We start from the raw sequence: 12,929 nt of genomic DNA on the forward strand, positions 1-12,929 counted from the left end.
TCAGCTCGGGTACATCCCGCTGGTCACGTTGAGCCAGGTGCCGGTGATCGCCCCGGCGCCGTCGGAGGCGAGGAAGGTCGCGGTGTCGGCGACCTCCCGCAGCCGCGGTGACCGCTTGGTCATCCGCAGCCCGTCGAGGTTCGCCCGGATCCCCTCGAGGGCCTCCTCCGGGAGCCGTGTCCCGAGGACCCGCTCGAACTTCTCCGCGGTGAAGGTCTCGGTGATCCCGGCCGTCCAGATCCCCACGACGCGTACGCCGGAGGGCCCGACCTCCGCCGCCAGGTCACGGACCAGCGCGTCGAGCGCACCGTCGGCGGCACTGGTGCCGCCCATGCCCGGCGCCGAGCCTCGCGCGGAGCCGGAGTCGAGCGCGATCACGACGCCTCGCTTCTGCTCCACCATCTGCCGGGCCGCCGCGCGGGCGGTGTGGAAGGAGCCGGTGATGCCGCGTACGACCGGCTGGGTGTAGTCCGCCGCCGAGATCTCCAGCAGCGCCTGCCCCTGGATGTCGCCACGGTCGGCGACGTTGAACGAGATGTCGAGCGAGCCGGTCGCGGCGACGACCCGCTCCACGAAGGCGACCACGGCGTCCTCGTCGAGCACGTCGACCACCCCGTGGCCGGCGGCGCCGACCTCCTCGGCCCGGGCCGCGAGCGTGGCCTCGGTGCGGCCCGCGAGGTAGACCTTGGCGCCCGCCTCGGCGAACGCCTTGGCGGTGGTCGAGCCGATGTCACCCGCGCCGCCCCAGACGATGGCGGTGCGGTCCTGAAGCTGTGCGTTCACGATGTCTCCTGAGGTGTCGTCACGCACCTGGTGCGCGTGATCTGACCGTTAGGACGTACGCCGCGTCGTCCACTCATCGGGTCGGCCGAAACTTTTTTCAGATCAGCGTCCGAGGAAGCCCGAAGGCGGGGAAGAGATGGGGCTCGAAGGTGGTGATCTGGGCGAGCCGGCCGTCGACGACCCGGAGCACGTCGAGCATCTGCGGGCGGAAGACCGTCGTCCCCGGCCGGCGTACGTAGCCCGCGACCGCCGGCATCCGGTTGGCGCTCGCCGGGACGAAGCGCCATTCGCCGAGGTAGGTCGGCGAGGACGGGTCGAGGTTGGGCACCACGAAGTCGATGATCGCGTCGCGCGTGGTGAACCAGAACGGGTTCGGCGGCATGGTCAGCACCGCGTCGCTGGTCAGCAGGTCGACGATGCCCTCCCGCCAGTTGCTCTCCCCCGCCGCGATGTAGGCGTCGATGACCTTGCGCTCCTCCTCGGTCGGCCCCTCCGTGCGCCAGGTCGACCGGTCCTCGGGCAGATGCCGCCGCAGGGCCGGCTTGGCGCGCTGGAGCAGCGAGTTGACCGTGGCGACACCGACGTCGAGCGCGGCCGCGGTGTCGGCGGCCGACCAGCCGAGCACCTCCCGGAAGACGAAGACCGCCCGCTGCTGCGGGGTCAGGTGCTGGATCGCGATCAGGAAGACCAGCTCGATCGTCTCCCGCGCGACCGCCTCCTCCTCGGGGCGCTCCGGCTCCAGCAGGGAGTCGGGGAACGGCTGGAGCCACTCCAGCAGCTCCGGCGGCTCACCGGTGCCGTGGTCGAACCCCGGCAGCGGGGCGTACGTCCTCGGCCGCCGCTCGTTGCGACGCAGGAAGTCGAGGCAGGTGTTGGTCGCGATCCGGTAGAGCCAGGCGCGCATCGCCCCGGGGTCGGTCAGCTGGTCACGCCGCTCCCACGCCTTGACCAGGGTCTCCTGCACCAGATCCTCGGCCTCGTCGAAGCTCGCCACCATCCGGTAGCAGTGCACCCTCAGCTCGCGCCGGTGCTGTTCCGCGGCCTCCACGAACGCTTCCATGGCTGGCGAGCGTAAACCCCGGACGGCCGTCGCGAGACCGATTTTGCAAGCAATGTCAAACCGGTGCAACGCAACCCATCCGCACGACGTACGAAGTATGTGGGGCGGTCCTCCCAGGGTCCCGGCCGCAGTGCTCCCGGCCGGGGCCCTGGTGCGTTTTCGGACCGGTCAGACGAGCCCGCGGAGCTTGGGGAGGATCTCGGTGCCGTAGAGCTCGAGGAACTTCGCCTGGTCGGGACCCGGGGCGTGGAAGACCAGGTGGGTGAAGCCCATGTCGAGGTATTCCTTGATCCGGGCGACGTGCTCGTCGGGGTCGGTCGAGACGATGAACCGCTTGGCGGTCGCCTCGGTCGGCAGCGCGTCGGCGAGGCGCTGCATCTCCACCGGGTCCTCGACGGAGTGCTTCTGCTCGGGGGTGAGCCCGAGCGCGCCCCAGAACCGGGTCGCCTCCATGGCCTGCTCCAGGTCGTGGTCGAAGCTGACCTTGACCTCGATCATCATGTCCACGTCCTCCGGCTTGCGGCCGGAGAGCTCGATGCCGTTCCGCACGGCCGGCAGCAGCGTGTCGGTGTAGAGCTCGGCACCCTTGCCGGAAGTGGTGATGTAGCCGTCACCGGCACGGCCGGCGTACTTGGTCGCGGCCGGACCCGAACCCGCCAGGTAGATCGGGACGGGGGTGGACGGCTTGTCGTAGATGGTCGCCCGGTCGAGCTGGTAGTAGTCGCCCTCGAAGGTGACCCGGTCCTCCGTCCAGAGCTTCTTGATCACCCGCACGGCCTCGCGGAAGCGCGCGAAGCGCACCTTGCCCTCGGGCCACTCCACACCCAGCGGGGCCTCGTTCATCGCCTCACCGGTGCCCATGCCGAGCACGACGCGGTCGGGGAAGAGCGAGCCCAGGGTCGCGAAGGACTGCGCCACGATCGCCGGGTGGTAGCGGAACGTCGGGGTGAGCACCGAGGTGCCCATCACGATCCGCTCCGTGCGCGCGCCGAGCGCGCCCAGCCAGGTCATCGCGAACGGCGCGTGCCCGCCGTCGTGCCGCCAGGGCTGGAGATGGTCGGAGATGAAGACCGAGTCGAAACCCTGCTCCTCCGCCATCACGCCGTAGTTCAGCAGCTCTGTCGGTGCGAACTGCTCGTTGGACGCCTTGTATCCGAACCTGATCTCCGTCACGCGCCCACGGTAGCCTCCCCTTCATGAAGCTTGCGATGCCCTTGACCTACTTCGGCAACCCGCGTGACACCGCAGACCAGGTCGTCGGCCTGGAGAAGGCAGGGCTCGACCAGCTCTGGGTCGCCGAGCCGTACGGCTTCGACGCGGTCTCCCTGCTCGGCTACCTGGCCGCCAAGACCGAGCGGGTCGAGCTCGGGGCCGGCATCCTCAACATCTACAGCCGTACGCCGGGAGCGCTGCTCCAGACCGCGGCCGGCCTCGACAACGTCTCCGGCGGCCGCGCGATCCTGGGCCTCGGCGCGAGCGGACCGCAGGTCATCGAGGGCTTCCACGGGGTGGCGTACGACAAGCCGCTGGCCCGCACCCGCGAGATCATCGGGCTGCTGCGCGCCGGGCTGCGTGGTGAGCGGCTGCAGAGCGACGGGCTCTACAAGATCCCGCTGCCGGCCGACCAGGGCACCGGGCTCGGCAAGCCGCTCAAGCTGCTCAACCGGCCCGAGCGTGCCGACACCCCGATCTGGGTGGCCGCGCTCGGCGACAACAACGTCGCCATGACCGCCGAGGTCGCCGACGGCTGGCTGCCGTTCCAGTTCCTGCCCGACAAGGCGCGCGACGTCTGGGGCGACGCGCTCGACAAGGGCCTGGCCAAGCGCTCGCCCGACCTCAAGCCCCTGGAGATCTCCGCCGGCGGCCTGCTCGCGATCACCGACGACCCCGACGAGGCCAAGCGCCACCGCGACACGATGCGCGGCCTGCTGGCGTTGTACGTCGGTGGCATGGGCGCCCGCGGCAAGAACTTCTACAACGACATGGCCGTGAAGTACGGCTTCGGCGACGCGGCCAAGAAGATCCAGGACCTCTACCTCGACGGCCACAAGCGCGACGCCGAGGCCGAGGTCCCCGAGGCCTGGCTCGAGGCCGGCAACCTGGTCGGACCGGAGTCGTTCGTGAAGGAGCGGATCGCGGCCTTCAAGGAGGCCGGTGTGACCAGCCTCCAGGTCACACCCGCCGCCGGCACCGACGGGCTCGCGTCGATCGCCCAGGTCAAGGAGTGGCTGGTCTGATCGCCCGGCCGGCTGTGAACTCGCTTACACCCACAGCCGGCCCTGCCGTCCCCCTGTGACCTGCCCCCACGGGCATTGGTTGCATGGACGCATGTCTGAGCGGATCGTCAGCGCCATCACCGGGCCCGTCACGAAGTGGGTGGTGCTCGGCTTCTGGCTGGTGATGCTGGTCCTGGTGGGGCCGCTGACCGGCAAGCTCGGCGACGTCGAGTCCCACGACAACTCCGACTGGCTCCCCGCCAACGCGGAGTCGACCCAGGCGATCGACGAGCTCGCCAAGGTGCAGGACCCCGACGACCTGACCACCACGATCGTCTACCACCGCGAGGGTGGCCTGACGAAGGCCGACTACACCGCGATCGTGCTGCAGATTCCCGAGATCGCGTCCCTCGACGGGGTGGTCACGCAGGAGAGCAAGCCCGACCAGCCCGTCATGCCCGCGATCGCCTACCCGACCGGGGAGAAGAAGGGCCAGAAGCAGGGTCTGGTCTCCGCCGACGGCGAGGTCGCCACGGTCTCTCTCGTGGTCAACTACGCCGACGAGGACCCGACCGCGCTGCTCGACCTGCGCGACGACCTGGTCGAGCTGACCGAGATCGACGGCGTCGACGTCTACATCGGCGGTGCGGGCGGCTCCACCGCCGACCAGATGGAGGCAGGAGCCGGGATCGGTGGTGCGCTGCTCTACGCGGCCGCCGGCGTGGTCATCGTGATCCTGCTGATCACCTACCGCAGCCCGGTGCTGTGGTTCCTCCCCCTCGTCTCGGTACTGGTCGCGCTCGTCGTGTCGATGGGCGTCGTCTACCTCTGCGCGAAGTACGCCGGCCTGACCCTCAACCAGATGAACCGGGCCATCCTCGACGTGCTCGTCTTCGGCGCCGGCACGGACTACGCGCTGCTGCTCATCGCCCGATATCGGGAGGAGCTGGGCCGGCACGAGGACCGGCACCGCGCGATGGCGGCGGCGCTGCGCGGCTCCGCCCCCGCGATCATCGCCTCGGCCGGGACCGTCACCGTCGGCATGCTCGGTCTGATGGTCGCCACCATGGGCTCGACCGCCAGCCTCGGCCCGGTCTGCGCGATCGGCATCGTCGCCGGCCTCGTCGTGATGCTGACCCTGCTCCCGGCACTGCTGGTGATCACGGGCCGCTGGGTGTTCTGGCCGGTCAGGCCGGCGTACGGCACCTCCGGCGAGAAGCACGGCGGCATCTGGGCACGACTCGGTGGCTGGATCCGGAAGCGGCCGCGGGCGGTCTGGATCGGCACCGCCGCCGTGCTGCTGGCCTGCTGCGGCGGGCTCTCGATGCTCAACATCACCACGCTGGACAGCTCGGAGACCTACACCAAGGACTTCCCCTCGCTCGTCGGCGACCGGGTGCTCGAGGAGCACGACCTCGGTGACCCCTCCAACCCGATCCAGGTCGTCTCGGCCCAGGGCAGCGAGAAGGACGTCGTCGAGGCGCTCACGAAGGCCGGCTACCAGGGCGTCACCCCGGTCACCGACGGCACCCACGAGGTCGCGCTGACCGCGGTCCCGCTGTCCACCGACCCGATGTCGAAGGCGTCGTTCGACACCGTCGAGGACGTACGCAGCGTGGTCCACACCGTCGAGGGAGCCGACGCGCTCGCCACCGGCACCGCCGCGATCCAGCTCGACATGGCCTCGGCGACCGACCGCGACACCAAGGTCGTGATGCCGCTGGTGCTCGGGCTCGTCCTGATCATCCTGATGATCCTGCTCCGCTCCGTCCTCTCCCCGCTGCTGCTGATGGCCACCGTCGTGCTGAGCTTCGGTGCGGCACTCGGCCTCTCGGCGGTCATCTTCGACGCGATGGGCTTCGCCGGGCAGGGGCGCGAGTTCCCGCTGTTCGTCTTCGTGTTCCTGGTCGCGCTGGGCATCGACTACAACATCTTCCTGATGCACCGCGTCCGCGAGGAGGTCGTCACGCACGGCGACACCCGGCGCGCCTCGCTCGTCGCGCTCTCGGCGACCGGCGGCGTCATCACCAGCGCCGGCATCGTCCTGGCCGCGACGTTCGCGGTGCTCACCACGCTGCCGCACGTGAGCTTCATCGAGATAGGCCTCGCGATCGCCCTCGGCGTGCTCCTCGACACCCTCGTCGTCCGCTCCATCCTGGTCACCGCCGTCAACCTCGACCTCGGCGACATCATCTGGTGGCCGAGCAGGCTCACCCGCGGACGAACGACGACTCGGTCACCGCATCCCGAGCCGGTCCGGCGACCCATGCCTCCGCGGGACCTCCCGCGCCGTCCCGATCTGCGCGGCCGTCCGCAGCCCCGACCACGCGATCCCGGCCGCTCTTGAGTCCTGGCTGCGGATTCGGCGAAGTGTCTTTACTATGTGCCCTACGACTCGGGTCGCTCGGCCCGGTCGCTCCACTTCACTGACATGCGGGGCGTGCGACATGGGGCCAGACGACCAGGACAAGACGAGACCCGGTACGCCGCGGCCCACGCCGCCGCCGACGCCTCCGACGCCTGAGCCGACGAACCCGATCGACCCGGACGCAACCCGGATCCCCAGCGCGCGCCCCACCCCGCCTCCGCCGCCGAGCTTCCCGCCGCCTCCCCCGACCACGCCGCCGCCTGCCCAGCCGCCCACGGCACCGCCTCCGCCACCGCCCACGATGGCGATGCCCGCGGCACCGCCCAGCGGCTACGGTCCCCCTCCGGGGCAGCCGCCGACGGTCTACGGCTCGGCGTACGGCCTGCCGTCGCACCACCAGCCGAAGAAGAGCAACAAGGGCCTGCTGATCGGCCTGGGCACGGCGGGCGCGGTGGTGCTGGTCCTGCTGCTCGGCACCGGGGCGTGGGCGTTCTTCACCGGGCGTCTCGGGTTCGGCCCGCTGAGCGCCGAGGACAAGAAGGCCGTGACCGCGATCGCCGCGGCCGCGCCGAAGCCGGCCTGGGCCTCGGCCGGGGACGCGACGTGCGCCGCCGAGCAGCTGGTCAAGGACGAACGCACCGACGGCCTCACCAAGGCCGGGCTGATCACGACCGCCGACGAGTCGGTGACCTACACCGGCGCCTGGCGCGGGCAGCAGGCGACGACGTACTCCCAGGGTCTGCTCTCCTGCACCGGCGACTGGAGCAAGGCGATCGGCAAGGACTGGGCGCTCACCGACACCGACTGCCTCGGTGACGTCGACGAGACCGCGATGGCCGGCCTGATCACCACGCAGGTCATGGAGGTCGAGGACGCCGGCGTGACGAAGCAGGCCGACAAGGCCGTATCGGCGCTGGACGAGTGCTACGCGAGCGACGAGCTCACCGCGCCGACCGCGACGGCGACCCCCGCCGTGCTCGGTGTCGACTTCTCGGTCAAGGCCCCGGCCGTCGAGGGCAGCGAGGTCGTGGTGCGGGCGAAGTCCGCCGACTCCACCGAGTGGACCCCGGTGACCGGCGGAAAGGTCAACATCCCCGTACGCGAGGGCGGCCAGGAGGGCTGCGCGACGTTCGAGGCCTCGATCAGCTACCCGTGGGGCACCACGAAGACCAGCGAGGCCGAGGCCTGCGGCAAGGCGAAGGACCGCCGGCTGTGGTGGACGAAGGACAAGTCGTGCGCCCAGCCGAAGTACGCCCCGTGCAGCTCCTGGACGCTCCACTACGAGGGCTACGAGCTCCTCTCCAGCGTCACCATCAAGCTGAAGCTCAACGGTGGCGACTGCCGCTCGGCCTCCGGGTCCTGCTCGGACACCGCGTTCGTCACCAAGCCGAGCGGCACCTGGACCAACTGGACCGCACCCAAGGGCTGGAAGGACCGGTTCACCGCGCAGGTCGACGGACTGACCGCCGTACTTCCTAACTAACGCCTTAACAATTGGTCTCGCCCGTGGCGTTGGAGCGCGCCGATCGTTGACGGGACGCTAGGGTTTCGGCAGAGGTCATTCGGGTAAAAAAATCAGGGCGAGGTTCTAAAGATGGTTGCGTTCCCCCAGGAAGGCGAGCAGTTCGGTCGCTACGTGATCGAGCGGGTCCTGGGTCAAGGTGGCATGGGTGTCGTCTACCAGGCGAAGGACCCGGCGCTTCGCCGCAAGGTGGCGCTCAAGCTCGTGCTGCCCTCGCTCACGGTCGACAAGGACTTCATCACCCGCTTCGAGCGGGAAGCCAACATCCTGGCCAAGCTGCGCTCGCGCAACATCGTCCAGATCATCGAGTACGGCGAGGTCGAGGGCACCGTCTACCTCGTCACCGAGTACGTCCCCGACGGCGACCTCCACGGCTGGCTGAAGACCAAGGGGCCGCTGGAGACCGTCCAGGCCCTGCGCCTGGTCGGTGACGTCAGCGACGCGCTCTTCGACGCCCACCGCGCCGGTGTGGTCCACCGCGACGTGAAGCCGTCCAACGTGCTCCTGTGGGAGCGCCAGGAGGGCGAGCTCGTCCCCTACCTCACCGACTTCGGCATCGCGACCGAAGGCGACTCCAACGTGACCCGGGCCGGCTCCGTGGTGGGCTCGCTGCCCTACATGTCGCCCGAGCGCCATATGGGCGAGCAGGCGACCGCGTCGGGCGACATCTACGCCGCCGGCTGTCTGCTGTGGGCCTGCCTGACCGGCAAGGCGCCCTACGCCGGCACCGACTTCGAGCTGATGAGCGCCCACATCAACAGCCCGGTGCCGCGGCTGCCCGCCGCGACCCCGGGCGCCGACCTGATCAACCCGATCATCCAGCGGGCGCTGGCCAAGAAGCCGGAGAACCGCTTCACGACCGCTGCCGAGCTCGCCAAGGCGCTCGACAAGGCGGCCGACCGGCTCGAGGAGTCCGGTCTGGGCGGCGGCATCATCGGTGGCGCCGCCGGAGCGGCCGCCGCCGACCTCGGCTCCCGTCCCGGCGCCAGCTACGACACCACGTCGAGCGACGCCTCCGGAGCCGGCACTCCCGCACCCGAGGCGGAGGCCCAGCCGACGATCGTCAAGCGTCCCGGCGACGGCACCCCGACCCCGGCCCCGCTCGCCAACGAGACCGACTCCACCGTCGTGCACAGCGGCAAGGGCCTGCCGGCGGTCGCTGCGGCCGCCGCGGCCTCCTCCGCAGGCGGCACCGGCGGCGGCCAGCCCGAGTGGCTGCCGTCGCACCACTCCAACGCCGGCCAGAGCGGCGACGGCGAGAAGAAGAAGCGCTACGCCATCATCGGAGGCGGGGTCGCCGCGGTCCTGCTCGTCGGCGTCGGCATCTTCACCCAGGGCTTCGGCATGTTCGGTCTCCACGGCGACGACGCCAAGGCGGCCGAGGCGATCGCCAGCGGCGTACCCAAGCCCGGGTGGGCCAGCGAGGACCAGATGACCTGCGCGGCCGAGTCCCTGGTCGGGAAGGTTCCGGCCAACGAGCTGCGCTCCCACGGGATCGTGGACGCGGGCGACGACTGGACCTACACCGGCGCGTGGCCCGCCGACGACGCGATGAAGTTCACCCAGGGTCTGCTCGACTGCACCGAGTCCTGGTCGACCGAGATCGGCGACAACTGGAAGGTCGGCGACACCCGCTGCATGGAGAAGGAGGTCGACAAGACCTCCATGGCCGGCCTCCTCGCGGTCACGGACCTCCTCAAGGACGGCGACACCGGCGCCGCCGGCCCGGCCAGCGAGAAGGCCGTCAAGGCCCTCGACGCGTGCTATGTCAAGGCCGACGCGCTCGGTGCCAAGGTGACCCCCAAGCCCGCCTACATGCAGGTCGACTTCGACGTGCAGGACCCCACCGCTCCCGGCGGGCAGTCGGTGATCGGGATCGCCAAGTCGGGCAGCAGCAGCTACGAGGAGCTCAAGGGCTCCTCCTACGAGCTCCCCGTCACCGAAGGTGGCGTCGAGGGCTGCATCGCGGTCAAGACCACCGTCACCTTCGCCTGGGGCACCGAGAAGGCCACCGACGCCAATGCCTGCGGCAAGGCTCAGCCGAAGAAGCTCGAGTGGGTCAAGCAGGACAAGTGCACCGACCCGATCTATACGAAGCAGAAGGTCGCGTGCAACACCTGGCGACTCACCTTCGAGGGCTTCCAGCCCGGCAAGAGGTTCGACGTGAAGCTCACCCTCAACGGCGGCAAGTGCTCGGACGGGAAGGGCGCGAAGTGCGTCTGGCCCGGCACCCCCGACGGCGAGGGCAAGGGCGCTGTCGTCGACTGGTCCGGCCCGCAGAACTGGACCGCCAAGTTCGTCGCCACCGCACCCGGCGCGAGCGCCCAGATCGACAACTAGTTCGACAACTGGGCGGTGCCTACTAGGCTGCTCGTGATGAGCGAGCAGCCGACACCTCAGCAGATCCGCCGGGCCCTGGCCCGGGCCGAACGCGGCGCAGCCCTCGACGTGGCGGAGGCTTCGGCTCTCCTCGCGGCGGGTGGCGACGACCTGAAACGGTTGACCGCCGCCGCCGCGAAGGTACGCGACGCCGGGCTGGTCGCGGCCGGGCGCCCGGAGACGGTGACCTACTCCCCGAAGGTCTTCATCCCGATCACCAAGCTGTGCCGGGACCGCTGCCACTACTGCACGTTCGTGGAGACGCCAGGACAGGCGGCACGCGAGGGTCGCGAGCCCTACCTGAGCCCCGACGAGATCCTCGAGATCGCCGCCGAGGGAGCGAAGCTGGGCTGCCTGGAGGCGCTCTTCACCCTCGGCGACCGCCCCGAGGACCGCTGGCCCGAGGCGCGGGAGTGGCTGGAGAGCCGCGGCTACGAGTCGACCCTCGACTACGTGCGGGCGATGGCGATCCGGGTGCTCGAGGAGACCGGGCTGCTCCCCCACCTCAACCCCGGGGTGATGTCGTGGGAGGAGATGAACCGGCTCAAGCCGGTCTCCCCGTCGATGGGGATGATGCTCGAGACCACCTCGCGCCGGCTGTTCGAGACCAAGGGCGAGGCCCACTTCGGCTCCCCCGACAAGGACCCGGCGGTGCGCCTGCGGGTGCTCGAGGACGCCGGACGCCTCTCGATCCCGTTCACCTCCGGCCTCCTGGTCGGCATCGGCGAGACGCTCACCGAGCGCGCGGAGACGATCTTCGCGCTGCGGAAGGTGCACAAGGCGTACGCCGGGCTGCAGGAGATCATCGTGCAGAACTTCCGGGCGAAGCCGTCGACCGCGATGCGTCACGTCGACGACCTGGGCCTGGACGAGTATCTGGCCGCGATCGCGGTCACCCGCATCGTCCTCGGACCCAAGGCCCGGGTCCAGGCCCCGCCCAACCTGGTCGACCTCGACGAGTGCCGGGCGCTGCTCGGCGCCGGGATCGACGACTGGGGCGGCGTCTCTCCGCTCACCCCCGACCACGTCAACCCCGAGCGCCCCTGGCCCTCCCTGGACGCGCTCCGCCAGGTCACCGCCGAGGCCGGCTTCCAGCTCCGGCCGCGGCTGACCGTCCACCCGGAGTACGTCACCGGCACCCTGCGCGACGGCCAGGCCTGGATCGACCCGCGCGTCCTCTCCCACGTGGAGGCGCTCGCCGACGAGGACGGGCTGGCCCGTGACGGCGTCCGGCCCGAGGGTCACCCGTGGCAGGAGCCCGACGGTGGCTTCACCTCCGCCGGCCGGGTCGATCTGCACGCCTCCGTCGACACCGAGGGTCGCACCCACGACCGCCGCGACGACTTCGAGACGGTCTACGGCGACTGGGACGCAGTGCGGGAAGCAGCGGTGGAGACTGCCTCCTCCGGGGTGGTCTCGACAAGCTCGACCACCGGGTCCAGCGAGGGGTTTGCGGCGCTCAGAGCTGCCGAGAAGGACCCCGGCAACCTCTCCGACGAGCACGCGCTGACCCTGATGACCGCCGAGGGCGACCTCCTGCGCCAGGTCACCAGGCTCGCCGACGACCTGCGCCGCGAGGTCAACGGCGACACCGTGACGTACGTGGTCAACCGCAACATCAACTTCACCAACGTCTGCTACGTCGGCTGCCGGTTCTGCGCCTTCGCCCAGCGGCGCACGGACGCGGATGCGTACTCCCTCGACCTGGACCAGGTCGCCGACCGCGCCGAGGAGGCGTGGAACCTCGGCGCCACCGAGGTCTGCATGCAGGGCGGGATCGACCCCGAGCTGCCCTCGACCGCCTACTTCGATCTCGTCCAGGCGGTGAAGCAGCGGGTGCCGGAGATGCACGTGCACGCGTTCTCCCCGATGGAGATCGTCAACGGCACCGCCCGCACCGGCCTCTCCATCGAGGACTTCCTGATCAAGGTGCGCGAGGCCGGGCTGGGCTCGCTCCCGGGCACGGCGGCCGAGATCCTCGACGACGAGGTCCGCTGGGTGCTGACCAAGGGCAAGCTGCCCGCGAAGACCTGGATCGAGATCGTCTCGACCGCCCACCGCGTCGGCATCCCGACGACCTCGACGATGATGTACGGCCACGTCGACAACCCGCGCCACTGGGTCGGCCACCTCCGCGTCCTCGCCGGCATCCAGGACCAGGCCCGCGAGCACGGAAACGCCGGCTTCACCGAGTTCGTGCCGCTCCCCTTCGTGCACACCAGCGCACCGATCTACCTCGCCGGCGCAGCCCGCCCGGGCCCGACGATGCGCGACAACCTCGCCGTGCACGCGCTGGCGCGGATCATGCTCCACGGCCGCATCGACAACATCCAGACGAGTTGGGTCAAGCTCGGTGTCGACGGCACCCGGGCGATGCTCCAGGCCGGCGCCAACGACCTCGGCGGCACCCTGATGGAGGAGACCATCTCCCGGATGGCCGGCTCCGAGCACGGCTCGGCAAAGACCGTCGCCGAGCTCGAGGAGATCGGCTCAGGCATCGGCCGCCCGGTCGACGAACGGACCACGCTGTACGGGACGCGATGAACCTGCGGCAGGTGGAGCGACGACTCGTCGCGCCGTTCTACCTGAAGTTGATGCGAC

The 12,929-nt window shown here is 70.3% G+C and carries 8 protein-coding genes; 5 read left to right on the forward strand and 3 right to left on the reverse strand.

From position 1 onward, the window contains the following. From UG56_RS09425 to fgd, 3 genes are all read right to left on the reverse strand, one after another. Positions 1–783, reverse strand: coding sequence for an SDR family NAD(P)-dependent oxidoreductase (locus tag UG56_RS09425; RefSeq protein ID WP_045550429.1), 783 nt, complete (start codon positions 781–783; stop codon positions 1–3). A 97-nt stretch (positions 784–880) separates the two neighbouring features. Beyond that, positions 881–1,843 carry an RNA polymerase subunit sigma-70 gene (locus UG56_RS09430; RefSeq protein ID WP_084100831.1) on the reverse strand — a complete coding sequence of 321 codons (963 nt, stop codon included), beginning with the start codon at positions 1,841–1,843 and terminating at the stop codon, positions 881–883. A gap of 168 nt (positions 1,844–2,011) precedes the next feature. Further along, positions 2,012–3,016, reverse strand: a complete 1,005-nt coding sequence (fgd, locus tag UG56_RS09435) for a glucose-6-phosphate dehydrogenase (coenzyme-F420) (RefSeq protein ID WP_045550430.1) — start codon at positions 3,014–3,016, stop codon at positions 2,012–2,014. A gap of 23 nt (positions 3,017–3,039) precedes the next feature. Between fgd and UG56_RS09440 the strand changes: the two genes are divergently transcribed. The 5 genes from UG56_RS09440 (at position 3,040) to UG56_RS09460 (ending at position 12,872) form a co-directional block, all read left to right on the forward strand. Continuing rightward, complete coding sequence (locus UG56_RS09440) at positions 3,040–4,080, forward strand: LLM class F420-dependent oxidoreductase (RefSeq protein WP_045550431.1); 1,041 nt, start codon at positions 3,040–3,042, stop codon at positions 4,078–4,080. A gap of 91 nt (positions 4,081–4,171) precedes the next feature. Further along, positions 4,172–6,406, forward strand: coding sequence for an MMPL family transporter (locus tag UG56_RS09445; protein WP_045550432.1), 2,235 nt, complete (start codon positions 4,172–4,174; stop codon positions 6,404–6,406). Positions 6,407–6,506: 100 nt separating this feature from the next. After that, positions 6,507–7,910 carry a hypothetical protein gene (locus UG56_RS28310; protein ID WP_177191449.1) on the forward strand — a complete coding sequence of 468 codons (1,404 nt, stop codon included), beginning with the start codon at positions 6,507–6,509 and terminating at the stop codon, positions 7,908–7,910. Between the two features lie 111 nt (positions 7,911–8,021). Further along, complete coding sequence (locus UG56_RS09455) at positions 8,022–10,289, forward strand: serine/threonine protein kinase (RefSeq protein ID WP_052693576.1); 2,268 nt, start codon at positions 8,022–8,024, stop codon at positions 10,287–10,289. A gap of 36 nt (positions 10,290–10,325) precedes the next feature. Next, the gene (locus tag UG56_RS09460) at positions 10,326–12,872 is read left to right on the forward strand and encodes a bifunctional FO biosynthesis protein CofGH (RefSeq protein ID WP_045549031.1); all 2,547 of its coding nucleotides are present in this window, start codon (positions 10,326–10,328) and stop codon (positions 12,870–12,872) included. Positions 12,873–12,929: the final 57 nt, after the last annotated feature.

Origin of the sequence: Nocardioides luteus, assembly GCF_000960475.2 — a bacterium.
Classification (GTDB): domain Bacteria; phylum Actinomycetota; class Actinomycetes; order Propionibacteriales; family Nocardioidaceae; genus Nocardioides; species Nocardioides luteus_A.